At 56.2% G+C, this 25,331-nt stretch carries 23 protein-coding genes and 1 tRNA gene; 16 read left to right on the forward strand and 8 right to left on the reverse strand.

Translation table 11 applies throughout. The features are described from left to right. The first annotated feature begins 90 nt into the window (after positions 1-90). From ACX5K5_RS13450 to ACX5K5_RS13480, 7 genes are all read left to right on the forward strand, one after another. A complete protein-coding gene (locus ACX5K5_RS13450) occupies positions 91-750 on the forward strand; it encodes a GntR family transcriptional regulator (RefSeq protein ID WP_443458829.1) in 660 nt (219 codons plus the stop codon). Positions 751-1,034: 284 nt separating this feature from the next. After that, positions 1,035-1,829, forward strand: coding sequence for a creatininase (locus ACX5K5_RS13455; RefSeq protein WP_459174531.1), 795 nt, complete (start codon positions 1,035-1,037; stop codon positions 1,827-1,829). 1 nt (position 1,830) lies between these two features. Beyond that, positions 1,831-3,555, forward strand: a complete 1,725-nt coding sequence (locus ACX5K5_RS13460) for a BCCT family transporter (protein ID WP_459174532.1) — start codon at positions 1,831-1,833, stop codon at positions 3,553-3,555. A 272-nt stretch (positions 3,556-3,827) separates the two neighbouring features. Beyond that, positions 3,828-5,081, forward strand: coding sequence for an aminopeptidase P family protein (locus ACX5K5_RS13465; protein WP_096255803.1), 1,254 nt, complete (start codon positions 3,828-3,830; stop codon positions 5,079-5,081). 188 nt (positions 5,082-5,269) lie between these two features. Next, a complete protein-coding gene (locus tag ACX5K5_RS13470; protein WP_346059435.1) occupies positions 5,270-6,613 on the forward strand; it encodes an MFS transporter in 1,344 nt (447 codons plus the stop codon). A 55-nt stretch (positions 6,614-6,668) separates the two neighbouring features. Further along, positions 6,669-7,490, forward strand: a complete 822-nt coding sequence (locus ACX5K5_RS13475) for an IclR family transcriptional regulator (protein ID WP_443445121.1) — start codon at positions 6,669-6,671, stop codon at positions 7,488-7,490. Between the two features lie 25 nt (positions 7,491-7,515). Further along, positions 7,516-7,926: a cupin domain-containing protein gene (locus tag ACX5K5_RS13480; RefSeq protein ID WP_096255806.1), complete on the forward strand. Its 411-nt coding sequence runs from the start codon at positions 7,516-7,518 to the stop codon at positions 7,924-7,926. Here ACX5K5_RS13480 and ACX5K5_RS13485 read toward each other — a convergent pair whose 3' ends face one another. From ACX5K5_RS13485 to ACX5K5_RS13495, 3 genes are all read right to left on the reverse strand, one after another. Continuing rightward, on the reverse strand, positions 7,927-9,390 hold the full coding sequence (locus ACX5K5_RS13485; RefSeq protein ID WP_229676931.1) for a hypothetical protein: 1,464 nt from the start codon (positions 9,388-9,390) through the stop codon (positions 7,927-7,929). It abuts the gene before it with no gap. A gap of 133 nt (positions 9,391-9,523) precedes the next feature. After that, the gene (locus ACX5K5_RS13490) at positions 9,524-10,738 is read right to left on the reverse strand and encodes an NAD(P)/FAD-dependent oxidoreductase (RefSeq protein ID WP_459174533.1); all 1,215 of its coding nucleotides are present in this window, start codon (positions 10,736-10,738) and stop codon (positions 9,524-9,526) included. A 196-nt stretch (positions 10,739-10,934) separates the two neighbouring features. After that, positions 10,935-12,818, reverse strand: coding sequence for a BCCT family transporter (locus ACX5K5_RS13495; RefSeq protein ID WP_459174534.1), 1,884 nt, complete (start codon positions 12,816-12,818; stop codon positions 10,935-10,937). A gap of 552 nt (positions 12,819-13,370) precedes the next feature. On the opposite strand from ACX5K5_RS13495, the gene ACX5K5_RS13500 reads away from it, so the two are divergent. From ACX5K5_RS13500 to ACX5K5_RS13510, 3 genes are all read left to right on the forward strand, one after another. Next, on the forward strand, positions 13,371-14,576 hold the full coding sequence (locus tag ACX5K5_RS13500) for a S8 family serine peptidase (protein WP_096255842.1): 1,206 nt from the start codon (positions 13,371-13,373) through the stop codon (positions 14,574-14,576). 2 nt (positions 14,577-14,578) lie between these two features. After that, a complete protein-coding gene (locus ACX5K5_RS13505; RefSeq protein ID WP_096255811.1) occupies positions 14,579-14,839 on the forward strand; it encodes a hypothetical protein in 261 nt (86 codons plus the stop codon). 138 nt (positions 14,840-14,977) lie between these two features. Further along, positions 14,978-15,577, forward strand: coding sequence for an NADPH-dependent FMN reductase (locus ACX5K5_RS13510; RefSeq protein WP_188683047.1), 600 nt, complete (start codon positions 14,978-14,980; stop codon positions 15,575-15,577). Between the two features lie 221 nt (positions 15,578-15,798). On the opposite strand, the gene ACX5K5_RS13515 is transcribed toward ACX5K5_RS13510, so the two are convergent. Further along, positions 15,799-15,871 (reverse strand) — tRNA-Ala (locus tag ACX5K5_RS13515). A 194-nt stretch (positions 15,872-16,065) separates the two neighbouring features. Between ACX5K5_RS13515 and ACX5K5_RS13520 the strand changes: the two genes are divergently transcribed. Then, positions 16,066-16,500 carry a VOC family protein gene (locus ACX5K5_RS13520; protein ID WP_096255843.1) on the forward strand — a complete coding sequence of 145 codons (435 nt, stop codon included), beginning with the start codon at positions 16,066-16,068 and terminating at the stop codon, positions 16,498-16,500. Positions 16,501-16,570: 70 nt separating this feature from the next. Here ACX5K5_RS13520 and ACX5K5_RS13525 read toward each other — a convergent pair whose 3' ends face one another. Then, complete coding sequence (locus ACX5K5_RS13525) at positions 16,571-17,815, reverse strand: MFS transporter (protein ID WP_188683049.1); 1,245 nt, start codon at positions 17,813-17,815, stop codon at positions 16,571-16,573. A 168-nt stretch (positions 17,816-17,983) separates the two neighbouring features. On the opposite strand from ACX5K5_RS13525, the gene ACX5K5_RS13530 reads away from it, so the two are divergent. Next, a complete protein-coding gene (locus tag ACX5K5_RS13530; RefSeq protein WP_096254924.1) occupies positions 17,984-18,928 on the forward strand; it encodes an endonuclease/exonuclease/phosphatase family protein in 945 nt (314 codons plus the stop codon). A gap of 4 nt (positions 18,929-18,932) precedes the next feature. Here the strand turns inward: ACX5K5_RS13530 and ACX5K5_RS13535 are convergent, their stop codons facing one another. Together ACX5K5_RS13535 and ACX5K5_RS13540 are read right to left on the reverse strand one after the other, a co-directional pair. Beyond that, positions 18,933-19,601, reverse strand: coding sequence for an alpha-ketoglutarate-dependent dioxygenase AlkB family protein (locus tag ACX5K5_RS13535; RefSeq protein ID WP_188683051.1), 669 nt, complete (start codon positions 19,599-19,601; stop codon positions 18,933-18,935). 55 nt (positions 19,602-19,656) lie between these two features. Then, the gene (locus ACX5K5_RS13540; protein ID WP_096254922.1) at positions 19,657-20,379 is read right to left on the reverse strand and encodes a sirohydrochlorin chelatase; all 723 of its coding nucleotides are present in this window, start codon (positions 20,377-20,379) and stop codon (positions 19,657-19,659) included. Between the two features lie 566 nt (positions 20,380-20,945). Between ACX5K5_RS13540 and cobA the strand changes: the two genes are divergently transcribed. Continuing rightward, a complete protein-coding gene (cobA, locus tag ACX5K5_RS13545; protein ID WP_096254921.1) occupies positions 20,946-21,959 on the forward strand; it encodes a uroporphyrinogen-III C-methyltransferase in 1,014 nt (337 codons plus the stop codon). Then, positions 21,956-23,065 (forward strand): uroporphyrinogen-III synthase, encoded by a 1,110-nt coding sequence (locus ACX5K5_RS13550; protein WP_096254920.1) that lies wholly within the window; start codon positions 21,956-21,958, stop codon positions 23,063-23,065. The genes cobA and ACX5K5_RS13550 overlap by 4 nt, the downstream gene beginning before the upstream one ends. A 104-nt stretch (positions 23,066-23,169) precedes the next feature. Here ACX5K5_RS13550 and ACX5K5_RS13555 read toward each other — a convergent pair whose 3' ends face one another. After that, on the reverse strand, positions 23,170-23,376 hold the full coding sequence (locus ACX5K5_RS13555) for a hypothetical protein (RefSeq protein ID WP_096254919.1): 207 nt from the start codon (positions 23,374-23,376) through the stop codon (positions 23,170-23,172). 173 nt (positions 23,377-23,549) lie between these two features. Between ACX5K5_RS13555 and ACX5K5_RS13560 the strand changes: the two genes are divergently transcribed. Both ACX5K5_RS13560 and ACX5K5_RS13565 read left to right on the forward strand, forming a co-directional pair. After that, on the forward strand, positions 23,550-24,464 hold the full coding sequence (locus ACX5K5_RS13560) for a carbohydrate kinase family protein (RefSeq protein ID WP_188683053.1): 915 nt from the start codon (positions 23,550-23,552) through the stop codon (positions 24,462-24,464). A 72-nt stretch (positions 24,465-24,536) separates the two neighbouring features. Continuing rightward, positions 24,537-25,325 carry an IclR family transcriptional regulator gene (locus ACX5K5_RS13565; protein ID WP_096254917.1) on the forward strand — a complete coding sequence of 263 codons (789 nt, stop codon included), beginning with the start codon at positions 24,537-24,539 and terminating at the stop codon, positions 25,323-25,325. Positions 25,326-25,331 lie beyond the last annotated feature (6 nt).

A 25,331-nucleotide genomic window follows, 5' to 3' on the forward strand; every position in this document is an offset into this window, starting at 1 on the left:
GATGGAAGTCACAGCCCGGTCAATGACTTAGTCGAAATTACTTCGGCAGGTAACATTCAGACAGAACAAGACAAAGGCAACGGACACGCAATGACCACGACAGCACAGCTCGTCAGCAGTAGTGAATCCCTGGCTGAACGCGCCTATCTCGTCCTTCGGGATCGGCTGATCATGATGGACATCGCCCCTGGCGACCCCATCAACGAGGGGCAGCTAGTTGAAGAACTAGGCATCGGACGCACGCCGCTTCGCGAGGCGCTCAAGCGCCTGGAAGTAGATCACCTGGTGCAGTCCTACCCGCGGCGCGGCACCTTTGCGACCCGGGTGGACATCACCGAACTGGCCGCCATCACCGAAGTCCGCAAGGCGCTGGAGCCACTAGCTGCGCAGAAAGCCGCGAATCTTCGCGGCGGAACCGCTCGCAGCCAAATGCAAGCAACAGCCCAAGCCGTTGGATCACTGGGTTCGCACACCGCGCGCCGAGAACTTATGGAAAACGATCTGGAAGTGCACCGGCTCATCTACCGCGCGGCCGGCAACCACCATCTGGAAGAGACGCTGATCCGCCTGGATAATCTCGCTACGCGGATTTGGTGCATGGCACTTGATCGTTTGCCGACAGTAGAAGAGCACATTTCAGAACACGCCAGCTTGCTTCAGGTAATTCTGGACGGGGATGCACCTGCCGCGAAAGAGCTAGCGCTGGAGCACATCGTTCATTTTGAAGAGTCGGTGCGCGCGGTCCTCTAGAGAGCGAATTTCCGACTCCCCAAGAGACCCACCTCTTTTCAGGTGGGTCTCTTGCTATTTGCGACCCCCCGCCTCGGCGCACGCTGGGAGAAGCACTTATTCCCGCTGCGCAGCCATGCCATTTCAGCGGGCCTGAGTCTTTCTTGGGCAAAAGCTTGACTGTGACCGGCGCCACTGCCATGATTCATTGCAACAGTGTTGCAGGTAATGCAACCATCACTCCGGAACAAGACCACACACGCCTCGCTGGCACTACCTGTGCTCCACGGGCCAAGGAGATCTCCATGCATTCAGTATTCATCGACGAAATTGATGCCCAAACTTACGCCGAGCACGTGTCCCGAGCCGGATCGACGATTATCATCCCTGCGGGAGCCACCGAGCAGCACGGCCCCCACATGCCGCTGGGCGTCGACGCGATGCTTTCGCGGTCCATTGCGGGCGCCGTTGCCGAAAAGACCGGGGCTCTGGTCGCTCCGGCGCTGTGCTACGGATATAAATCCCAGCCGCGTTCCGGTGGCGGCAACCATCGCATCGGCACCACCAGCCTAGGCGGCAATTCGCTGAGCCAAATGGTTGATGATGTGGTCGCCTCGTTCATCGCCCAGGGCTTCGAGAATGTTGTCATCCTCAACGGCCACTTCGAAAACTACCAATTCATCTACGAGGGCCTGGACAATGCGGTGACTCGAAGCAGGGCCGCCGGTTCCTCAGCTCGCGCAGTCCTGCTTTCCTATTGGGACTTCGTGGATGAAGACACCCTTTCCAAGGTCTTCCCCGACGGGTTCCTCGGTTGGGATATAGAGCACGGCGGAATTCTGGAAACGTCGCTCATGCTGCTGCTGCACCCAACGCTGGTCAATATGGATCGTGTCATCGACCATCCGCCAGCACAATTGACCACCTACGACGTCTTCCCCGAAGATCCCTCGCGCACCCCGCCCAGTGGCTGCCTCTCCTCTGCTAAAGGTGCCACCGCCGAACGCGGTGAATTGCTTTTCACGACGGTGACAACACAGGTTGCCGATGCGCTCAAGAGCGAACTGCTGCTTGGCAATATCACCTTGGAGGTGAACTAACATGTCATTGGACAAAGCAACTGCCCCAGGCGCCGATAGCCTCAAACCCCAAGAAGAGCCGGTAGAACTTCCACGTTTCATGGGACGGCATATTCCGCCGATAGACCGTTTGCTGATCCGGGTCATTCCACCGGTACTGATCGTTGCCGTCATGATCTGGGTTCTCGGTAATCCGGAGGCGGCTTCCGCCGCAATCTCGGAGATGCGCACTTTTGTGACCGGTAAATTTACCTGGCTCTTTATCCTCTACTCGGTATTTACGGTGGGCGTATGCATCTGGCTATCCATGAGCCGTGTAGGCAAGATCCGCCTTGGCGGGCCCAAAGCAAAACCGCAGCACAGCAAATTCGCCTGGTATTCCATGCTCTTCGCCTGCGGACAGGGCATTGGACTGATCTTCTGGTCAGTTGCCGAGCCAATCATGCTGCGCGATGAAAATCCCGTGATCCCGGCCGGAGCCAACGGTGGCGGAGAAGAAGGTGCCATCGTCTGGACCTACTTCCACTGGGGCCTGACCGCCTGGGCGATGTACTGTGCGGTGGCCGTATGCTTGGCCTACTCACACCACAACCTGGGCAAAACCCTGACTTTCCGCGAGGCCACCGTCGACATCCTTCCGCGCTGGTCCCGCCGCGGCGCCGGTGTCGTGGTCGAGCTGCTGGCGATTATCGCCACGGTACTTGGCTTGGCAACATCCTTCGGCTTTGCGGCCATGCAATTCTCTTCGGGGATATCTTCCTTTACCGGTGCAAGCGCTAGCCCGATGATGTGGTTCATGGTCATCTTGATCTTCGCCGGCATCACCTCCATCTCGGCCATCGTTGGCATCAATAAAGGCATGGCGAGAATTAGCGGGCTGAACTCAATTTTGAGTATTGTCTTGCTCGCCGCCGTGCTGATCTTCGGACCGTCGCTGTACATCATCTCGAATATGTCGCAGACCTTCGGAAGCTTCTTCACGAACTTTGCCAGCATGAGCTTGTGGACCGATTCGGGCCTGGCAGCCACCACCATAGACAGCTGGCAAGATAGCTGGAATGGCTGGTGGACGGTATTCATCTGGTGCTGGGTCATCGCGTTCTCGCCATTCGTCGCCGGCTTCATTGCCCGGATTTCGCGCGGCCGCACCATCCGCGAATTCGTCTTGGGCGTCACGATCATCCCTTCTTTAATCGTCATGGTTTGGGTAGCCATCATTGGCTCAGCGGCCATCTACTACGATGACCAGTCCAACCGCTCAATTAGTGATTCGGTCGCCGCGGATACTTCCTCAGGATTATTCGCCATGCTCGATTCGGTACCGGTTATCGGCACCATCTTGTTAGTGATTGCCACAATCCTGGTTGCCACCTATTACGTCACCTCGCTGGACTCTGGAATTTATGCACTGAGCGAGTTCGTCTCCGCACCAGGTAAATCAGGTCCTGTCTTCCGCGTAGTCCTGGTACTTTCCGTAGCGACGGTGACCACCGTGTTGCTGACTATGGGAGGAACTGCCGTAGTCGATACCGTGCAAACCGGAACGATCATCGGTGCGTTCCCATTCTCCTTCGTGATCATTTTGATGATCATCAACTTGATTCGCCGGCTACTTAAACGCGACAAGGCGATCAGGCAACTAGAGAAGGACATTAACAATCCAGATCCATCCCTGGTCTTTGTCCCGGATCCCGATGGTGAGGGGGCAATCCGCAAGACGGATCAGCATCCCGAGGCACAGTCCTAGCACTTCGACACCCCAGTAGATGAAGGCCGTGGCGCTTGAAAAACCGAGCTCCACGGCCTTTGTCGACTTAGTTCATTTTGAACTCGCAGCAATATTTCACTAATTCGACCTCACCGCTTGACAGTGAGCTAAGACACACATAATCTATTTGCAACGGCGTTGCATTCAGCGCAACACGTATATTCTTCTCCGGCGATTCCCATGAATCCTCGCAATCCTTCTGATTGGGCCGGCTTCCCTTGACACTTCATTTACTCCAAGGAGCCAACACCATGACCGCCTCAAACATCGCCACGAATGTTTCCGAACTGGCACGCCTGAAGACCCTGCACAACGGCGTGAAGCAGCAGCTCACTTTCTCGGACGCAGAGTTCGAACGCCGCTTGACCGGCCTGCGTCAGATCATGGCAGCAAAGTCCCTAGACGCTGTCATCCTGACCAGCTACCACGGCATCAAGTACTACTCGGATTTCCTGTACACCACCTTTGGCCGTAACTACGCACTGGTAGTCACCCAGTCCAACTCCACCACCGTCACCGCGAACATCGATGCTGGCATGCCATGGCGCACCAGCTACGGCGAGAACATCGTGTACACCGACTGGAAGCGCGACAACTTCTTCTACGGTCTGCAGGAAGCACTGAAGCGCGACGGAGTGAAGGCCTCGCGCATCGGTGTGGAAGATGACTTCCTGCCAGGGCTTACCCGCCAGCAGATCCAGGCAACCTTTGACGGCGCCACCTTGGTGGATGTCTCGCAGGACGCCATGCGCCAGCGCATGATCAAGTCGGCCGAGGAAATCGAGGTCATCAAGCACGGTGCGCGCATCGGTGACCTCGGCGGCGAGGCCATCAAGGCTGCGATCCGCGAGGGCATCAGCGAATACGAGGTCGCGTTGATCGGCACCGAGGCTATGGTGCACGAGATTGCGAAGACCTTCCCGCACCGCGAAGTGCGCGATACCTGGGTCTGGTTCCAGTCCGGCATCAACACCGACGGCGCCCACAACTGGGCCACCACCCGCAAGCTTGAGCGCGGGGACATCCTCTCGCTGAACTGCTTCCCGATGACTTCGGGCTACTACACCGCGCTGGAGCGCACCTTGTTCCTTGGAGAACCAGATGCCCGCAGCTTGGAACTGTGGAACGTCAACGTCGAGGTCCACAAGCGTGGTTTGGAACTGATCAAGCCAGGTGCAGTCTGCAAGGACATCGCCGCAGAGCTGAACGAAATCTTCATCGGCCACAACCTGCTGCCTAACCGCACCTTCGGCTACGGACACTCCTTCGGCGTGCTCTCGCACTACTACGGACGCGAAGCCGGTCTTGAACTGCGCGAGGACATCGACACCGTGCTGGAGCCGGGCATGGTCGTCTCGATGGAACCAATGATCACCGTCGCCGACGGCGAGCCAGGTGCCGGCGGTTACCGCGAGCACGACATCCTGGTCATCGGCGAAGACGGTGGAGTCGAGAACATCACCAAGTTCGGCTTCGGACCGGAAAACAACATCATCGACGCCTAACCGCGTGAGGTAGCCATGGGGTGGGTCTTATATCACTTGACCCACCCCATGGGCATTCTTTCTATAGTCTTGCAGCAAGCACGGGCGCTGCTCCAAAGTCCTGACGCCAGATGTTTGGACACTCCGTATTTCTTCCGCGGCAACGTAGCCAAGAGCCCGAGCCGCTTCCCTGACCGAGGCGATTTCTGATGACCCAGCACAATGAAGTGACATCATCGACAACACCGGCCGCGCTGAATGACAGTGCGCCAGCAGCAGACACCATAGATCCCCAAATCCGACGCAAGGTCGTTGCGGCCAGCTTCATCGGAAACTTTGTGGAATGGTTCGACTACGCAGCCTACGGTTATCTGGCCGTCACCATCGCTGCAGTGTTCTTCCCCGAGTCGGCCCCTCAAACAGCTTTGCTGCTGACTTTTGGTCTGTTCGCTATTTCCTTCTTGGTCCGCCCACTGGGCGGATTCGTCTGGGGCCACATCGGCGACCGTATTGGACGACGCGAAGCACTTAGCTGGTCAATCCTGCTGATGTCCGGCGCGACCTTCGCCATTGCCCTGCTGCCTGGATATCTGACCATAGGTATTGCCGCTCCCCTGCTGCTGCTTGCGCTGCGGTTGGTCCAAGGATTCTCGGCATCTGGCGAATACGCCGGAGCTTCCGCTTTCCTCGTCGAATATGCTCCAGCCAATCGCCGCGGACTCTACGCCGCGGTTGTACCCGCGAGCACGGCGGCAGGGTTGCTTCTAGGCTCACTCATGGCAGCTTTGCTTACCGGACTTTTGGATCCGGAACAGATGCAAAGTTGGGGTTGGCGTATCCCGTTCTTGCTGGCCGCACCGATGGGTCTGATTGGCCGCTACATACGAACCAAGCTAGAAGATTCGCCGGTATTCCTAGAACTTGCTGAGGATGAGAGCGCGTCAAAGACTCCAGTTTCTTCGCTTTTCCGTAACCACTGGAAACAGCTTCTCCTAGCAGCTGGCGCCGTTCTTCTTAATGCGGTGGGGTTCTACGTCATTCTCAGCTACATGCCCACCTATCTTTCCCAAGAGCTTGGCCTGGCTAGCTCTTTGGCGTATCTCGCCACGACGGTAGCGTTGGCAACATATATTGGATTCATCTTTATCACCGGGATGTTATCTGACCGTTTTGGTAGGCGTCGTGTACTCATGACTGCATCTGTTCTTTTCATCCTGTTTACGGTTCCGGCATTTATGTTGCTCGAAACGGGAAACTTCGCGATGATCCTGGTTGTGCAGGTTCTACTGGGAGCGATGTTGACGCTCAATGACGGAACCTTGCCAAGCTTCCTCGCAGAGATGTTCCCAACCCGTGTCCGTTACTCGGGATTCGCAGTCTCTTTCAATCTATCCAATGCACTGTTTGGTGGCACCGCTCCATTTGTCGCAACTTTGCTCATCGCTACCTCCGGTAGCGTGCTCGCGCCGGGCTGGTATTTGATGGCCGCAGCTATCGTGTCACTCGTTGCAGTTGCGCTCTCCGTCGAAACCAGTAAGAAGCCGCTGACCTAGAAATTCTTGCGACTAGGATAAACAGGAACGCCACCGGTCAGTAAAGAGGGAAATAATGACTGCATCACAAGACACCGAAGACGACATGCCACGCGGGGAACAAGAGCGAACCGCCGATAATCGCGGCGCTTCGGTCATCGTTAATGTCATCGATGTGTTGCGGTGCTTCACCGTCGAGCGACAACTAGTAGGTGTCACCGAAATCGCGGCCGAAGTGGGACTGCACAAATCCAGCGTGTCTCGGATTCTTGCCACCTTGGTGCAAGAACGGGTGGTGGAGCGTGATGAGCCGACACGTAAGTTCCGACTTGGGCTCGGCTTGATCGCTATTGCCGGACCGCTTCTAGCCAATCTGAATGTGCGTCAAGCCGCTTACCCACCGCTGAAATATTTGGCCGAGAAAACCCAGGAGACCGCGGTACTCAACATTTGGGACGGCAATGAATCCGTCTCGGTAGAACAGATCCCTTCTCCTCGACCGGTCAAACACACCTCTGCGATGGGAAGTCGGTACGACACCGGGTTAAGCGCCACAGTCCAATTATTCTTAGCCTACGAATCCCCCGAGCGTACGCGCGAGCTAATCGCGTCGGGAAATATTCAACTGCCCGAGCAACTCGGCGCTGAGCAATTCCTCGAACGCATCAGTGTGGCCCGTACTCAGGGCTACGCGGTGAACTACGGCGAAACTTCTACCGAAGAGGTCGGCGTCGCGGCTCCGGTCTTTGATCATCGCGGAGACTTGGTGGCCTGCGTGCTTATCGCCGCTCCGTTCTATCGAATCACTCCTAAGTTTCTTGAGGAACTCATCGACTCGTGTGTAAAAACCGCACAGAAAATTTCCTTGCGTATGGGCTACGCACATCAGCCTGCCTAGCGCCTGCCAAACCGGGAGAACAGCAATGCTTGAGAAACGTGATGCCCACGGCTTCACCTACCGCTTACACGAGGGTAGCCAAATGGTGATGCACCATCATTTTGCTGGCCAGACCGGGATGCCAGTTGCAATTCAAACGTGGGTCATCCCGCCCGGTGGTTTTGAAGGTTCGCACCAACACGGCGAAGACGCACAGTTGGTCGAGTTTTATCAGGTTCTGGAAGGTACCGGACGCATGCACGTTGGCACACAGACCTACGAGGTAGGTCCTGGAGATTCGGTGCTCGCTGGCCCCCAAGACGTACATGAACTGATAAATACCGGCAGCACCGAGCTTCGGGTACTGGTGGTGTGGGGCCCGCCGGGCGAAACAGACTTATCGCCCTACGGGTCCCACCAGATTTCACAGCGACTGCGTGCTGAACTACCCGAATAATTACTGGGCAGGAATTCGCCTGTGCAATTCCTTCACGATGGCCTCATGCAGGCTCTTGAGCTCATCGTTACTTAGCGTTGAGGGGTCTAATAGGTCCCCTGATTGCTTACCTTCTTGTTCGGATCCCGAGTTCTGGCCGGCGTCGGAGGAACACCGAAGCTTCTCACCTGCGGCGCTCAATAAGCATGAAGATCCGTCGGCGTTCAGCTGGACACGATAATTTACGTTCTGCTTCTGACCGATACTCGCATGCCACACCCCTTCGCCACCCGGAACGATCTCCATCACTGTCATCCCGGTGGCCCAGTCGCTGAGCGAGGAATAGTCCGCCTTGATCTTGTCTGCGGTCGCCGCATTTGATTGCCGAGGAGTTTTCAGCGTATGCAGTGTGACGTTCGCGTTGCTTCCGGCACTGACCTGCGAGCTGTCCAAGACTGCCACCTGATCGATGGTGCGAGAGGAGGCACGTGAGGTAAAGGGCGAGAAGAAACCGTAGTGCTGTTCACCGTAGCTCAGACTGAAGTTTGAATGGCTGTCCAAATTTGTGTCATCTTCATCCTTAGGCTCATCGGTAATGCCGGTGGACTTCAAGATTCTGGTGGTCCACCAATTTCCGTTGAGTGTCTCCAATGACTTGTTCACGCGCCGCGATTGAGAAATTGAGATGGCGGGACCAGGCAGCTGTCCGGTAGCAACATCCTTTTTGTATTCCAAGGCATCGGTTTTTCCGTCGTAGATCACCACTCCTGCAGGAACATCATAAGGAGCTAGCCAATTGCTGAGCTTGGTGACCGGAACGACGATTTGAGGACTCCCATTATCGCAATATGCCCAGACATCGTCTTTTTTGGCGATGAGCCCACTGTCGATTGAAGCTATCGCCCGCGTCAGGCTATTGCCGAAGATTCCGTCCATCCGTTTATTGGCTTCGGGACTAAAATCGCAACGCTCGCCCTTAGCCTGCCCGGTGAGCGCGAGTTTCTGCACGATGGCCGTCTCATATCCGGGGCGGAAAATCCCACGACGCTCGACAAGTGTCGAGTAGCTATTATCCCCAGCCAAGTAGGTGGTTGCGCTAATGTCGCCCACGGTGCCGGAGCTATTGGACGAAGCTTGGCGTTCAGCGACTAGATAAGGTGCACGCAGTCCGGTCTGCGGAAGCAGCTCTTCTTCGGGCGAAACTTCTTTCACCGAATCGCGCAAGGCAACTTGCGAAGACCAATGCGAGGCGAACGCCACCGGAATGGCCAGCAAGGCAATGACTACTCCGAGCTTCAAAAGCCATTTTTTCGTTCCAAGGCCAATCAAGATCAGCAGAATGCCGACGACGGCTAACGCTAGTTTCAGTCCACCGCCGAAGATGATCCCGGTGAACAACCTCGCCCTGGTCAGCGGGTCCAATAGTGGAAGGGCCAAGATGGCTAGGACAAAAATGCCGAAGATCAGCGACAGTGCGCGTTTCACTGAAAATATTCCTTACGACTGGACAAAAGAAGTGTCTCAGCAATAATTCCACAAGTCACCCTGTAATCAGTAATGCACCAACTCTTTTATAAAAATAGTTCCGCCCGCAACTAAAGGTTGCGGGCGGCTGCAGTTAGAGCTCGGCTAAGTCCACCGACTGATCGGTGAGCCGCTCTTGATCAATGCTCCGACCAAGCAACCCACGCAGGGTGTCGTTCACATCCCAAATATTCACGTTCATCGCCGCGGTGACTTTGCCTTCGCTCAACCAGAAAACAATGAACTCCCCCGTCTCGGTATCGCCGCGAACCACGCTGTTATCCTCGGGTGCTGAATAGCCCACGTATTCCATACCCAGATCAAATTGATCGGTAAAGAAATACGGCGCCCAATCATAATTTTGGTCTTGGCCGAGTAGGGTTGCGGCGGCAAGTTTGCCCTGCCGGATCGCGTTATCCCAGTGTTCTACCCGAAGCTGGCGACGCAGGGAGGTATTGAAGGCTTCGGCGATATCCCCAATAGCTAAGATCTTTGGATCAGAACTGCGCAATGAAGCATCAACGATTACCCCACGCTCCGTTTTAAGTCCTGCTTCGTGGGCTAGCTCGATATTAGGTACTGCTCCAATGGCTAGCAACACCACATCGGCGCGACTAGTTCCGGCGCTACTGACCACTTCCAGATGACCATCGGTTTCTTGGATCGAATCAACTCGAGTAGAAGTGCGCACATCTACCCCATTACGTTGATGCAATTCGAGCAGGTGATGTCCGAACCGGTCGCCAAAAACCTTGGCTAGCGGAACCTCGTCCGGGGAATATACGGTGACTCGTGCACCACGCGAACGTGCGCTGGCGGCTACTTCCATACCAATCCAGCCCGAACCGATTACCGCTAGTTGGGTATCTTCGCTCAAGGTTTCGCGTAGTGCCTTAGCTTGTTCCACGGTACGCAACAGGTGGACACCGGGCAGATCATGGCCTTCGAAAGGCTGCTTTCCACCAAGATTTGGGCGGGCTCCGGTGGCCAAAACCAGTTGGTCATAGTCCACGGTGCTTCCATCGCTCAGGCTTACCTGCTGGTTTTCGCGGTCTATTTTTTCGGCACGTACCCCGAGGTGTAATTGCACGTTGTGCTCTTGGTACCACGACGCCGGATTGACCGTAAAGTCCTCAAGCTTGTCGTTGCCTTGCAAGTACCCCTTAGATAGCGGAGGTCTTTCATAAGGAAGTTCTTGTTCCTGGCCGATCAGCGAAATCGTTCCCGTATGCCCTTGCTCGCGCAGTTCATTCACGGTCGTAGCGGCGGCAAGGCCCCCACCAACGATGACTATTGAATCCTGTCCCATTGAACACCCCTTAGCTTCTGTCAGTGGTCAATAGCTCGCCCCTGACAGTGATTAGTGCTGTCACCTCGATCCTCACACCCCGATACCCCTGTTGGCAAGATCAGTCCATCTCAGGTGCCCCAAATGACAAAACCGGCGAACCGCGCGCTCAATGCGCGCAGCTCGCCGGTTGGGCAGGGCCTACCCCTTCGGGGTGTTACTGCTCGTCACCTCGTTTACGGAACGTCTTGGCGCCGTTTTCATCGCGGCGGCCAAAAACTCCCTTGGTACGCGAAACCCGGTAGTCGATGCGGTCATCAACGTAGCGGCGAAGTTCTGGCTGATCCTCCAAGGTGCCCCAGAGCTCGTCGGAGATGTGTTCGGTAACCCGATCCAACCTGACCTTCTGCTCACTGAGCTCTAGCGCGCGGTTTTCGTAGCGCAGCCCCTTAATCGTGGCCACCGCCATCAAAATCAAGATGATACTGAATGGCAATGCCGTGGCCAGAGAGCCAGCCTGAAGTGTCTCGAGACCACCGGCGATCAACAAGGCCGCGGCCAGAACGCCTTCAAGCGCCGCCCACAAAATTCGTGACCAAGTTGGCGGGTTCGGGTGTCCGCCGGAGGCGAGCATATCCACCACCAGCGACCCGGAGTCTGAAGAAGTAATGAAGAAGATCGCGACCAAGATGATTGCCATGACGGACAAGATTGTTCCGAACGGCAGATCCCCCAAAATCTGGAACAAGGATCCTTCGGCGGAGACTGCGCCGTCCTGAACCATGTCGCCGGCTCCAAAGAACTGGCGGAACAGACCTGATCCGCCCATTACGGAGAACCAAAGGAACCCCACAATGGTCGGTACCAGCAGCACTCCGGTGACGAACTGACGCACGGTGCGTCCGCGTGAAATACGGGCGATGAAGATACCGACGAACGGGGCCCAGGCGATCCACCAACCCCAGTAGAAGACCGTCCAGTTGGAGAACCAGGTTTGCGATTCTTCGCCCTGCTGGAATGCTCCTACGTCGAAGGTCATGCTCATTAAGTTAGCTAGGTACACGCCGAAGGACTGGACGAAGTTCTGGAACAAGAACAAAGTTGGGCCCAGCAACAGCACACTAATCATCAGCAAGCCCGCCATGGATAGATTGATATTCGACAGCCACTTGATGCCTGCGCCAAGACCACTGACCACGCTCATGGTGGCCAGGAATGTGATGACCACGATCAATATGACAAGCAGCGTATTATCTACCGAATCCACCAACCCTATGGCTTTCATACCCGAGCTGATCTGTTGCACGCCCAAACCCAGCGAGGTGGCCACACCGAAGACGGTGCCAAAAATGGCCAGTACGTCGATCACGTCGCCGAGCCAGCCCTTGACCCGATCGCCGAGCAACGGTTCCAGTGCCCAACGGATGGAGACCGGACGGCCACGACGGTGGATTGCATAGGCTAAGGCGAGCCCGATGACCGCGTAGATGGCCCAAGGATGCAGTCCCCAGTGAATAAAGGTCTGAGCCATGGCCAGTCCCGCGAGTTCTGATTCGGTGCCTTCCCAACCTGGTTTGGGGTCCACGGTTGCGTACATCAGCGGTTCCCCTACACCGTAAAACACCAGACCAATGCCCATGCCGGCGGCGAAGAGCATCGCGAACCAGCTGAACAGACCGTATTCGGGCTTCTCACCATCGTTGCCTAAGGTAATCCGTCCTAGTTTGGAGAATCCGATTGCGATCACAAGCGCCACGAAGCCTCCGACGATCAACATGTAGTACCAGCCCAGATTCGTCACAATCCAGTTCTGGACCGCATTGAAGACTGTATCGGCCACGTTAGGAAAGATTATGGCGAAGGCCGCCACGGCGACAATTACGATCAGTGCTGGCCAGAAAACTGCCGGGGCGATCCCACCCTTGCCCAGGCGCACACCTTGTCGGCGGAGCTTAGCCGTAATTTCTGCGTCGGTATCATCCTCCGCAATATGCATGTGCACCGGGATCGGCGCAGTGTGTGGTGAGTCCTCCAGTGGCTCGTCCATGCCCTGCACATCATTCGTTTCGGGAGGTTCAACCTCGTCTATATTCTTTGTCATCCTCATCATTCCCTCGCTACGACTGCTGCACTTATTTCAATACCCTTGCCTGCATCCGATGCAGAAACAAGGGGCTTCTTGGTACTTAGGTCCCATCGACGGCACCGGATTCGCTGAACCGGCAGATACTTTACTTACCGACACACAGGCTCGTATGCATTACATCAGATCTCCATCCTACTGATCCCAAGTGAAAGATGACTTGGCGCTTTGTTAATATTCGGAATCTAGGGCGGCCATCTTCTCACCTTCCACGGTACGCAATTTCAGCGCCGCCCACACACCTTTCGACGAATTTGGACATCAGAATATTGAGCATAAATTTATTCAACTGCTCGAGGTGATCCGCGATATATGGTCCAGCAAGCGGACGCGATTCTCCGGCCCGTGGCAGCTACACGTTGCTGCGAAGGAAGACCGAAAATTTCCAAACTAAAACATGGTGGCAGAGACCTAATGGCCGGTACAGTGCTAAGTACCCACAGCTTCGGCAATGGTTTTTGCGGTAGTTCCTCGGAGCTGGAAGATGACCCGATCTCGAAGGAGTCGACCATGTTCACCCCAGAGGTTCCTTTTCTCCGTTCTGGTGCCATTGCTATCCCCGGCCGTTACGTGCTGGTCTTTGATTCGCCCGAGCACCTCGATTCACCGCCTATGGGAATCCGTACGTTGACCGAAGATGTGCCACAGATCCTCGAATCCCAAGGTTATGGTGTCACCGAATACTTCCCACGTCTTGGTATCGCCGTGGTGAGCAGCGAAAATGATCAGCTTGACGAATTTCAGGCCCGTTGCGCCAGTGAGCGGATGCCAGCGCGGGTGGTTCCGGAGATGATTTACTACGCGTTGACTGACCAGCCGGTAGCACCGTTGCCAACGACTTATGAAGACACCGACAAGTTCACCTGGGGCTTGCAGGCAGTACGCGCAGCCGATTCCAAATACACCGGCGCCGGTATCAAGGTTGCCGTGTTGGACACCGGCTTCGATTTGGCTCACCCAGATTTTGTCGAACGCACGGTGGTCTCTAAGTCTTTTGTTGATGGCGAGGATGCTCAGGACGGGCATGGCCACGGTACCCACTGCATCGGTACCTCTTGTGGCCCGCGCACCGTGGCAGATGGCCGCGGTTATGGTGTGGCCTCGGGTGCAGAAATCTACGCTGGCAAGGTGCTCGGGTCCAATGGGTCCGGTTCCGACGCGACTATTCTGGCAGGAATCGATTGGGCTCTGGAAAACGAATGCCAAGTCATCTCAATGTCTCTTGGCGCCGATGTGCAGCAAGTTCACCCTCCCTATGTGACCGCCGGGCGCCGAGCTTTGGAACTTGGTTCACTGATTATCGCGGCGGCAGGTAATAACGCCCAGCGTTCCCAAGGCAATCCGGGATTCGTCGGGGCCCCGGCAAACAGCCCATATATTATGGCCGTCGGCGCCTTGGACAACACCTTAAACATCGCCGATTTTTCTGCCCGTACCCTGCCCGGTCGTGGTGGCCAGGTCGATACTTCCGGTCCTGGCGTGAACATTTACTCTTCGTGGCCGGGAGCCGAACGCTACAACACCATCAGTGGCACTTCGATGGCTACTCCACATGTGGCAGGCATTGCCGCGTTGCTCGCAGAAGCTACCGGCTTCCGCGCCCGCGAGCTCTGGGCCGAGCTGGTTCAGGAAGGCCGTCGCTTGGAGTTATTCTCCGTGGACGTGGGCTCCGGGCTCACCCAAGCACCTCCACCAGCCACGGACGCGGGAGCCTAACCATGAATCAGGCCTCACCGGATTCGGTATCGCATACCTATATCGTGACGGTCACCGCGACCTACACCGCCCAGATGGAGCAGGTAGTCAGCTCGCTTGAATCCTCAGGACTGCGGGTAAATAAAGTGCTCAATACTTTGGGCCAGGTGATCGGGCACGGCAATGAACAGTTGCGCGGCCAGCTCGAACAAATTGAAGGAGTGCAGTCGGTAGATGAGGATAAAGTTTATCGTCTGCCTTCCCCCAAAGACCCACTACAGTAGGCATTGACCTCAGCATTTCCAGCATGACGCGCACCGGTGGTGCGCGTCGCTGAGTTGCGCTTCAGGGCAAGTCAAGGCCACCTTGCATCTGCATGAAAGTCCTAGACGTGGACGCGGATCGGTGCTGAACTAAGAGCTATGAGACAGTACAACATTGGCTATTTTGTCGGTTCGCTAGCCACGAAATCCATCAACCGTACGTTGTCCAAGGCCCTGATCAAATTGGCCCCGGAAAACCTGAGCTTCACCGAGATCCCGATTAAGGATCTACCGCTGTACAGCTACGACTACGACGAAGATTTCCCTGCCGTAGGTAAGGAACTCAAAAGCGCCATCGAAGCTTCAGACGGGCTGCTCTTCATTTCCCCAGAATACAATCGCTCCATTCCAGGCGCATTGAAAAATGCTATCGATTGGGCGTCACGTCCATGGGGTACAAATTCGTTCGCCGGTAAACCCAGCGGACTTGTCGGAGCCTCCATGGGAGCCATTGGCACCGCCGTCATGCAGTCCTCAATGCGTAGCGTGCTCAGTTTCTTGGATTCACCTCAGCTGAACTCCCCCGAGGTCTATCTAGCCTTTAATCAAGAGGACTTTGATGTTGAAGGCAATGTACTGAATAAATCCACCTCGGATTTTTTGAAGCACTATATGGGTGAGTATGCCGGGTTCGTAGCCCGCGTGCTTGATGCAAATGCCGAAGGACATATCGGGGATCTCAGTCCACAGCACGGATAAGTAGGTTCACCGCGAACCCATTGGTCAGTCTGCATCGGTAGTACGAGCAACGTGGATCCTTCTCTACCTGCTAGTCAAACCGTGCAGAGTCCAGCTTATCCAACGAACTCTTTTGAAAGATAGCGATCAGTGTTAGATCTGCTGAGCTTCAATCACGAGCTACTGGTGAAACGAGAAAATCCCAACATCACTCGCAAAAGTGATGCCGGGATTTTAATCTGTGGAGGTAAGGGGATTCGAACCCCTGACCTTCTGCATGCCATGCAGACGCGCTACCAACTGCGCCATACCCCCAGATGAAGGTTTGATTCCCGCGATCTTTTGGACCGGTGAACCGAGATATAACTCTACCGGAGCTTGTTGAAGAATTCCAAATCGGATCATAGAGAGGCCAGTCATAGCAACTCTTCCCATAGCTGGTTCCCGGTGGAAGAATGTGCATGGTGGACTTATCGGTCCAACAAACTTCGGCGAAAGGCATTGCCCCAATGACTACTGCTATGACTCCTTACTTGGTATTTGGTGGTGTCGCCCGAGAAGCGATGGAGCATTACCATTCGATTTTTGGTGGCGAATATTCCGCCATGACCTTTCAAGAAGGCATGAATGACGGCAACCCTGCCACCGCCGACCTAATCATGCATTCTTCATTATTCGTCGATCGTGGATTGCACCTGATGGGCTCCGACGCCCCCATTGAAATGAACGTGACCGGCAACGGCACCATCGCACTCAGCAGTGATGCCACCGACCCTGCCGACGAATCAAAACTCACCGGATGGTGGGAGAAGCTCTCGGTTGATTCGCGTATTGATGAACCACTGGCCAAGGCTCCGTGGGGAGATTCCTTTGGGATGCTCACCGACAAGTTTGGAGTGCGCTGGATGTTCAACATCAGTGCGGTGCGAAGCGAAGAAGGCTAACTAGCAGCTCAGGTAATGCGAGGGGCGAGGATCATTTGATCCTCGCCCCTCGCATTACTTGCTGCAAAGACTATTTTTCTGCCGGTCCGTCGATTCGTTCCAGCACCGCGTCAGCACCGATAACTAGGCCGATTTTTTGTGCTCGACGCTGGGTAATCCACGCGATGAGCAATCCAAGTGCTGCCAGAATCGCGCCCACTATGGACGGTGCACGATAGCTGAAGCCTGCGGTAATCACTATGGCACCTAAGGCAGCGCCCAAGGCGTTGGCCACGTTCAATGCTGAGTGGTTCAGCGAAGCCGCCAACGACTGCGCGTGCGGGGCAGAGTCCATCAATAGCGTCTGCAAGCTCGGAATGAGCAATGATCCGACGGCTCCGAGGACAAACACCATGATTAAGGTCGGGATTACCCACGAGGCAACCGCGGCGAAAGTCAGCATACTGAAAACCATCAACACGCTGGCAAGCTTGATCGCGCCGAAGATGGACCAGTCGGCAAGCCGGCCTCCGATGAGTGAACCGACCACCATGCCTACACCGTAGAGTCCCAAGGCCAGCGGCACGAGGGCGATATCCAGCCCGGTTTCGTCGGTAAGTGTGGGCGAGATATATGAATAAACCGCGAAGAAACCGCCGAAGCCAACAATGCCTGTAGCCATGGCCAACCACACCTGCACGCTCTTGAGAGCTGAGAGTTCCCGGCGCATGCTGGCACCTTGGGTAGCTTTACGCATTGGCACAAAGAGGCTAATCAAGACAAAGGTCAGTACGCCCACCGCGGCGACCACGAGGAACATTGAGCGCCAACCGGTTGCCTGACCAAGCAGAGTCACCAAGGGAACACCGGCAACGTTCGCCACAGACAGGCCAAGCATGACCCAGGCAATGGCTCGGCCTCGCATACTTGCCGGGACAATGTTTCCAGCCAGCACACCGGCCAGACCGAAGTAAGCACCGTGAGGTAAGCCGGAGAGGAAACGAGTAAACAACATGGTGTTGTAGTCCGCAGCAAAGAACGAGGTAAGGTTTGCGACGGCGAAGAGCAGGATCAGAATTTGCACCGCTCGTTTTTTGGAGATTTTTGCAGCGAGGGCCGTCAGTAGCGGAGCGCCAACCACCACTCCGATGGCGTAGGTACTAATCACTAGGCCCATCTGTGAGTTGCTCACACCTAGATCGGTGGCACCTTCTTGCAGCAGACCCATCATGGCAAACTCGGTGACACCAATGCCAAAGCCACCCATGCCTAAGGCGATAATCGCGAAGAGCAGGGCTCTGCCTTCTAAATATCGTGGTGGCGTTAATTGATTCATGGTGCCTCTAACTTTGCTGCGAATGGATTTTTCACTTCGTACGACAACGTTGGCGCCAGTAACAATCGTAGTGACTTTCTCTCTAGCTTGCCCAACGCATAACTCGATATCAGTATTCCGCGGTCAATCCATGGCTCTGCCAGCAACGTGTGGCAATCTGGAATCCTCATGTCCAATGCAGCCCAACATCGTCTGACCGCCGGCCGGCTGGCCGGGAGGTTATTGATAGTTCTCTTGTCCCTAGCGCTCACGGTAGTGCTTGTAGCCCATCGAAGCTTTCCAGAGCGCGCTGGGCTTGGCCTGTTCCTCGACAATTTGACCCCGTGGCTCGGCTTTGGGATACCCGTGCTGCTACTTCTAGCCATGCTGGTGCGTGGCCGGATCACCTTCCTGATCTTGTTATTACCCGCCATCGCGTGGGCATGGATCTTTGGTGCAGCTTTCGTTCCCGCAAACCCGCCGGAGCCTGTGGATAAATTCACGGTGGCCACACAAAACGTGCATCAAGATGGAGCGGCTGCCTCCGCTGAAGGATTAGTGGCTGAGGGTGCAGATTTAATCAGCCTGCAAGAACTTGGTGAGGGACAAGCCGAACAGGTGGGACAGCTTCTAGCTGATTCTCACCCGCATCAGTTCTCGGTAGGAACCGTAGGCGTCTACAGCAAGTATCCAATCCTGGATCAGCAGCCTTTGGATCTTGGCTTGGGCTGGTCGCGAGCTGCGAAGTTGCGTATACAAACGGAAACTGAACAGGTGACCGTATATGCGGTTCATGCGGCGTCGGCACGCCCCTTGGACCATGAAGAGCGAGATACGATGCTCAGGAATTTGGGGCAAATCATGGCTCGCGATCGTAGCTCAAAAATCATTGCGCTCGGCGATTTTAATGCGACCAGCACCGACAGGCATTTCACTCCGATCTCTGACCAGCTCGAAGAAGTTCCACACGAGTCCTGGGGATTCGGCATGACCTGGCCAAATCGCCCGGTGCCCGTGCTAAAAATTGATCATGTAATGGTTCGTGGCCTTGATACGGGATCGGCTAGTACACTGTCGCTCGGCGATTCTGATCATCGAGCAGTGTTTGCCACCCTCGATTTGGCGTCGTCCTGACGACCTAGCTCATCCCCGTTTCGCGCAGGGTGATGTTGATTCGTCCGCCACCCAGTTTCCAGTGTGCAGGCCCGGTGCCCGGGTAAATCTTGGTCACCGCGTGAAAGGCCCAGCGGGCGGGACCTTCAAAAACAAAAAGATCTCCTGAAGCCAACCTCACATCCTGATAGGGCTTGGTCCGAGTTTCATTGTTTCCTAGACGGAAATTTGCACTGTCCCCAATAGACAGTGAAACGATAGGCGCATTGACCTTCTCCTGCGCGTCCTGATGCATTCCCATGGTTGAACCGGGCGGATAATAATTGATGATCGCCACATCTGGGTTGTATGCCTGTGCGTTAGGCGGATCTGTGGTGGTCTCGGCCACTGCGCGCCGACCTAGTTCAACAAGCCAGTCTGGCATTGGCGGGACTGGCGCCCCGTTGAGGTCCTCGGCGGTACGGGTGTATTGATAGTTGCCCCAATGCCATCCAAGGCACACGGTTTTGACCTTCATAGGATGCCCGTTGACTAAGGTGGAATGCGGCGGCACTGGCCCTTGTCCCCAGCTAAGAAACTGCTCGGTGATCCAATCTTGTTGCTCGGCTGTGAGCCATCCGGGCACATGTACTGCGCCGGGCCTCAGGGTCTGCGGCTCGCGGCCGAAAGCACCGTCGTCAAAGAGGGACTGCATAGCTCCACTGTGCCGTGTTTTGGCTTCGGCAGGCAACTACTGGCGCAATCAGGGGTTACTCGCAGGCGGCGGTAAAGCGTTCTAGTACCAGATTCACTAGTTCCCTCGGCACCTGCTCATCTGCTGCCAGTAGCGGCCCGCTGACCAGCTCCGCGCCGCAACGCTCGATCAAGGATTGAAAATATCCGGGCGCCAGCAGGTAGCTGGCCACCACCACGCGGCGCTGCGGCGCAGCGTCCCGTGCCGTGGCAACGGCTTGTCCTAGTGCGGGTTCGGCCGCCGCAACGAAAGCTACACTCACCGGCACTCCTAAACGCTCGGCTAAAAGCGCCGCGGCTTGGTGGCAGTCCTGTGTACCTTGACCCAGGCGAGTCCCGGCCCCGGCGAGAATTACGGGTTCACCAGGTAACCAACCGGCCTGCACAAGTCGGTGCTCGATTACCTGAGCGAGCAACTTGTGCGGACCGAGAGCTGCGGCCACGCGAGTAGCCGGTCTAAGGACGGCCGCCTCGGTAAGGTCTTGGTCGACGTGTACCCCACGCGAGATTAGCAGCGGAACGAGAACCGATGACTGGTTTCCCTCCGGTAATCCGTGAAGCAGTGAGCCTACTCGGGGTTCTTGCACGTCAACAAACGCCTGATGTACTTGGACGTCGGCTACGCGGCGCACCTGCGCAACAAGGGCGCTGACGGCACGCTGGCCTGCCGGATCATTTGTGCCGTGTGAGACCGCGACCAAAGAACATTGCCGAGTTAATGTTGCACTTGCAGCGCTCATGCGGTTCTACCGGTATCGGCCAACTTTGGAGCCATGCTGCGTGTATGGCTTAGCGATAAGCCCCGACAGTCTATTTGTTCGTGGTTTTTGCATGGGTTCACAACTCGTCCCTTCGCTAGCTCCGGCCTGTGCGGTACGAGCCGATGTGCTCAGCCTACGAGGCATGTGTTTCAGTCAAAGGCTTCGATTGTTTCACCGGGGTAAAACGATTTTCACCCCTGCGGCAGTCCATCCAGTCCGCAAGAAAATTTCCAAAGTGGCCCGCCTTCACCCACGTCAACTTTATAAATGAATTATTCCAATGGAAACAATTGGGAAATTTCAGGGTAAACCCCGTCCTATAGTCTTTTTAACATCAAGCCACACCCACCCAAGTGGAGATGAATTCCCATGTCAAGCCATGCACCTGAAAAAATAGCGCATAAAACTAAGGTCCGCTTATCCACGCATCAATGGATAGAAGCAACACAGGGACAGATGATTTTACACGTCGGAACACCGTTATTCGCCCCGCTATCTAGCGCTGTAGGAAGCGCCGGATACGAGTTGGCAATCGAGCTACGACGATGAGCAATGAAAACTTTGACATCCAGGGGTGCACGATTCTGCTCGCCGGGGATCCTGTGGGCCTGGGCAAGGCCAACGCGCACTACTGCGCACGCGGAGCCCGCGTGCTTTGCGCTTCTAGCCCAGAGACCGGAATTTCGCAGCTGAACGCGTGCACCTTGCTCGTCATTTGCGACGCATCCCCCGAAAGATTCACCGCGTTACGGAAGGCTGCCCGGGAACGCGGACTACCGGTGATCACCCGTAGACCTGTCGCTGATACCGGCCAGATCACGCTGATCGGTGGCGGGCCCGGTGCACTAGACCTGCTGACCGTGCGCGCAGTGAATGCACTGGGCGACGCAGACCTAATCTTCGTTGATCGGCTGGGTCCCGCGGCCCGGGTGCAAGAGCTTGCTCCGCAAGCACTGCTCGTAGATGTAGGTAAACGCCCTGGTCACCACAAAGTTACCCAAGCCCAGATTGAACAGCAAATGCTTTCCGCGGCTCTCGCCGGATCAAATGTGGTCAGGCTCAAGGGTGGAGATCCTTTCGTTTTCGGCCGCGGCTTCGAAGAGCTCACAGCGGCGACCAAGGCAGGCGTCGCGGTGAGCGTCGTTCCGGGGCTCAGCTCCTGCATCACCGTTCCCGCTGCTGCCGGTATTCCCGTCACCGCGCGCGGGGTGAACACAGTGTTCTCCGTAATCTCGGCTCACGACCCGCTTCAAGAACAACAGTTTAAACACCTGACAGGGCTGGACGGCACCATTGTCATTCTGATGGGCATGGCCACCTTGGAGCACACTGCTTCCGGGTTCCAGCACCATGGCATGTCCCCAACGATGCCCTGCGCGATCATCGAGTCCGGCACCACCGGCGACCAACGTACCACCCATGCAACGCTTGGAACCTTGGCGCAGGTTTCGCGGGCCGAACGGTGCGCCAACCCGGCGGTGATCGTCATCGGCGAAGTAGCGGCGCTACCGCAACGCCTACTGGCCGAGGAACTTGCCGGATTGCGGGCCAACGCATGAGTCCGCAATTATCCCTGCCTCTGTCAGGATTTCGAATCGCAGTAACCAGCAACCGGCGATCCGAGGAGCTGGTCGAGGCGCTGGAACGCCGTGGAGCCGAAGTCACCCACGCACCCCTGCTGAAGCTTGCCCCGCTAGATGATGAGGCTGTGCTGGTGGAACAGACTAAGAAGTTGATCGAGTTACGCCCCGAAACCGTCATTATTTCCACGGCATACGGGCTGCGACGCTGGTTCGATTCTGCCGAGGCTGCCGGGCTCGGACATGAGCTTTGCCAATGTTTGAACTCGGCCAAGCTCTATGTGCGTGGGGCGAAGGCTCACGGTGCGGTCCGTGCTCTGGGCTTTCACGCCACCGCGGTAGCCAAGGACGGAACCACCGCCGGGTTGCTAGACCAACTGGCGAATGAAATTACCGGTCAGACCGTGGCAGTACAGCTACATGCAGACAGCGATCATGGGCTGCAGTTGGCGCTGCGTGAACTCGGCGCAGCACGAGTGCTCAAGGTGGAACCGTACCGGTGGCTCGATACCAGTTCAGAACAACACCTCTCCAACTTGGTCGAGGGTATTTGTGCCGCCCATTTTGACGCGATCACCTTCACTAGCGCACCGAGCGTGCACGCTTTACTCGCCGCCGCCCGCTCGCGCAATCGTACTGCGGCGCTGATTCGTTCGTTAAGTGAACGAGTCGTCGTTGCTACCGTTGGTCCGGTGACCGCTGCTCCCTTGGAAGCTGCCGGAGTGACCGGCACATTGGTTCCCGAGCGCCACCGTATGGGTGCGATGATCCTGCAGTTGGTCGGTCATCTCAGTGAATTAGGCACGTTGAGCACTTCGACGGTATTTGGCGACTGCGCCCTGCGTGGCCGCACGCTGAGCCTGAATGGTGAACGTTGCGAACTTTCCCCGGCACAGACCGAGATCCTGCGCCGGCTCATGGAAGCCAGCGGCTCGGTGGTAACCCGTGAAGAGCTTGTCTCGGTGTTGCCCTCCACATCTTCGAATCACGCGTTGGATATGACGCTGAGCCGCTTGCGGCGCACGCTACCGCACCCGGACCTGATCACTACCGTCATCAAACGTGGTTACCGGATAAACGTGTAACTAAGCGTTATAACAAGCAGTTGACCCACTGACCGATAAGGGCATTTTTCGGTCAGCGGGCCGGCTGTCTTGTGTTTCGCTGCTTCCAGCGGATCAGCGCCATATTAGAAATGCATCGTAGCGCCGATGTCATTAGGACACCGCCGGCCACCGAGTACCGGAAGTTGATGCCAACCCAAACGTTGAGCCGCATTCGCGTTACTAGTTTTTGCAGTGCCTACTGCGATTGCCGCGTCGATTACAAGAATTGGCTTGGCGTAGCTCTTCAGGCGCCTGGCTTCGCCATCGATACGGTCTGTATCCCACCGCATTATTCTTATTTTCTGAGCCTCATTTTGTGATGGTTTGGGGCCATTGCGCCCCAATGCCCCTTTGGGTAACCGATTGTTCTCTCACCGGCAGTGCCATTGCGAGGTGCCCAGCCACACACCTTGGTTCGAGAGTCGATTGTGGCTATCTAAGTGATTATCCGTAGTATCGAGTCATGGCACAGATACAGGTGGTTGGCGAAGCTCTAGCCGATATCGTTGATGGCGTAGCACATCCAGGTGGTTCCCCGATGAATGTCGCGGTGGGGCTAGGCCGTTTGGGCCATGAGGTCACCTTGACTACCGACCTTGGCGATGATGAGCACGGAGCATTAATTTCAGCGCATCTAGCCGATTCCTCGGTAAAACTTGCGGCCGACACTTACTCTCAAGAGTCCACCAGTTACGCAACCGTCTCCGTAGACGGAGTGGGCGATGCGACCTACGAATTTAGTTTGTCCTGGGACCTGCCCCAGGGAGTGGCCTCCTCTGAGGCACAACTTTTACATACCGGGTCCATCGCTGGATGGCTGGCGCCAGGTTGCGAAAAAGTCCTCGAAGCTTTTGAAGCGTCACCGGCAGATCAGTTGCGCAGTTACGACCCCAATGTGCGCCCCCAGCTCATCCGCAAGCGTTCCACTGCGGTGAAGCAAATCGAAAAGATGATGAGTCTGTCCCATGTCGTCAAGCTCAGCGATGATGACGCCCTGTGGCTATATCCAGGATGGGATTGCCAGCGGATCCTTGACCATATTTTGGAACGTGGCGCGAAACTCGCGGTCATGACCTTCGGCGCGCGCGGCGCCACGGCCCGCGCGAAAAACACCGAGGTGATGGTTCATTCACGTCCGGTAAAGATTGTCGACACTATCGGTGCCGGTGATGCTTTTATGTCTGGGTTGCTTCACGGGCTGCTTAATAGCTCCTTGGCTCAGGCGCTGACCACCAAGGGTGCCGCTCTAGATCAGAGTGAATTGGAGTTCGCGTTGACTCAGGCGACTCGTTGCTCCGAGCTCACCGTGCTCACTTCTGGTGCTAACCCACCGCGACTTGAAGCACTCAACGATTCCCTGCAGGCACAGATTTCATAGTCCCATCCGTCAGTTGACGCTCAGTGTTGCTAGAGTTCCCTAGCAGGTATGCGTTTCGACTAAGGGGTAATCATGGGCAGCAAGGTACCGGCAGCTGAAAACACGCTGCGCGTCTTGCGTTTACTGGCAAGCAGGAAATCGCCGACCCCCGCAGCAATGATCGCTAAACTGCTGGAGTTACCGCGCTCGAGTGTCTACCAGTTACTCAATGTCATGCTCGAACAGGGCTTTATCGCCCACTACCCCGAGGAGAAAGCCTACGGGCTGGGGGTTTCCTCATTTGAACTTTCCAGCGCCTACACGCGTCAGGAACCCTTAGCGCGCTTCGGCGCTCCTTTGATTGCGCAGCTGGTCGACAAGGTGGGCGAAAGCGCCCATCTTGCGGTCCTACACGGCGCGGATGTGCTTTACATTGTGGAGGAACGAGCCAAGGGACGGCCCTCATTGGTGACCGAAGTCGGGGTGCGTTTACCTTCGCATTTGACCGCCTCGGGGCGGGCCATTCTTGCTGCACTCCCAAAATCTCAGGTGCGTGCGTTGTATCCGGGGTCCGCAAGTTTCAGTAGCCGGGCTCAAGACAGCGGGATAAATTCTTATCAGCAGTTGCGCCGCGAATTAGACCAGACCGCCACACGTGGTTTCGCGGTAGAGCGTGAAGATGTGACCGCAGATTTCCATTCGCTCGCGGTTGAAATTTTAGATGCTAATGGTTGGCCGGTTGCAGCGGTTGCCGTCACCTTCCTTGGGGACCGAGTTCCGGAAGATCAATGGGATCCGCTACTAGAACAAATACGTAATACCGCCGCGCAGCTGACCTCGCGGATTCAAGGTCGGCGCAACAGCCCCGCACCCGCAGTCTGAAATTCC

The organism is Glutamicibacter bergerei (assembly GCF_054495185.1).

Excerpts from the sequence above, each read along its gene's own strand:
- ACX5K5_RS13450 (WP_443458829.1), top strand. The coding sequence starts at position 91 with ATGACCACGACAGCACAGCTCGTCAGCAGTAGTGAATCCCTGGCTGAA.
- ACX5K5_RS13455 (WP_459174531.1), top strand. The coding sequence starts at position 1,035 with ATGCATTCAGTATTCATCGACGAAATTGATGCCCAAACTTACGCCGAG.
- ACX5K5_RS13460 (WP_459174532.1), top strand. The coding sequence starts at position 1,831 with ATGTCATTGGACAAAGCAACTGCCCCAGGCGCCGATAGCCTCAAACCC.
- ACX5K5_RS13465 (WP_096255803.1), top strand. The coding sequence starts at position 3,828 with ATGACCGCCTCAAACATCGCCACGAATGTTTCCGAACTGGCACGCCTG.
- ACX5K5_RS13470 (WP_346059435.1), top strand. The coding sequence starts at position 5,270 with ATGACCCAGCACAATGAAGTGACATCATCGACAACACCGGCCGCGCTG.
- ACX5K5_RS13475 (WP_443445121.1), top strand. The coding sequence starts at position 6,669 with ATGACTGCATCACAAGACACCGAAGACGACATGCCACGCGGGGAACAA.
- ACX5K5_RS13480 (WP_096255806.1), top strand. The coding sequence starts at position 7,516 with ATGCTTGAGAAACGTGATGCCCACGGCTTCACCTACCGCTTACACGAG.
- ACX5K5_RS13490 (WP_459174533.1), bottom strand. The coding sequence starts at position 10,738 with ATGGGACAGGATTCAATAGTCATCGTTGGTGGGGGCCTTGCCGCCGCT.
- ACX5K5_RS13495 (WP_459174534.1), bottom strand. The coding sequence starts at position 12,818 with ATGACAAAGAATATAGACGAGGTTGAACCTCCCGAAACGAATGATGTG.
- ACX5K5_RS13500 (WP_096255842.1), top strand. The coding sequence starts at position 13,371 with ATGTTCACCCCAGAGGTTCCTTTTCTCCGTTCTGGTGCCATTGCTATC.
- ACX5K5_RS13505 (WP_096255811.1), top strand. The coding sequence starts at position 14,579 with ATGAATCAGGCCTCACCGGATTCGGTATCGCATACCTATATCGTGACG.
- ACX5K5_RS13510 (WP_188683047.1), top strand. The coding sequence starts at position 14,978 with ATGAGACAGTACAACATTGGCTATTTTGTCGGTTCGCTAGCCACGAAA.
- ACX5K5_RS13520 (WP_096255843.1), top strand. The coding sequence starts at position 16,066 with ATGACTACTGCTATGACTCCTTACTTGGTATTTGGTGGTGTCGCCCGA.
- ACX5K5_RS13525 (WP_188683049.1), bottom strand. The coding sequence starts at position 17,815 with ATGAATCAATTAACGCCACCACGATATTTAGAAGGCAGAGCCCTGCTC.
- ACX5K5_RS13530 (WP_096254924.1), top strand. The coding sequence starts at position 17,984 with ATGTCCAATGCAGCCCAACATCGTCTGACCGCCGGCCGGCTGGCCGGG.
- ACX5K5_RS13535 (WP_188683051.1), bottom strand. The coding sequence starts at position 19,601 with ATGCAGTCCCTCTTTGACGACGGTGCTTTCGGCCGCGAGCCGCAGACC.
- ACX5K5_RS13540 (WP_096254922.1), bottom strand. The coding sequence starts at position 20,379 with ATGAGCGCTGCAAGTGCAACATTAACTCGGCAATGTTCTTTGGTCGCG.
- cobA (WP_096254921.1), top strand. The coding sequence starts at position 20,946 with ATGAGCAATGAAAACTTTGACATCCAGGGGTGCACGATTCTGCTCGCC.
- ACX5K5_RS13550 (WP_096254920.1), top strand. The coding sequence starts at position 21,956 with ATGAGTCCGCAATTATCCCTGCCTCTGTCAGGATTTCGAATCGCAGTA.
- ACX5K5_RS13555 (WP_096254919.1), bottom strand. The coding sequence starts at position 23,376 with ATGCGGTGGGATACAGACCGTATCGATGGCGAAGCCAGGCGCCTGAAG.
- ACX5K5_RS13560 (WP_188683053.1), top strand. The coding sequence starts at position 23,550 with ATGGCACAGATACAGGTGGTTGGCGAAGCTCTAGCCGATATCGTTGAT.
- ACX5K5_RS13565 (WP_096254917.1), top strand. The coding sequence starts at position 24,537 with ATGGGCAGCAAGGTACCGGCAGCTGAAAACACGCTGCGCGTCTTGCGT.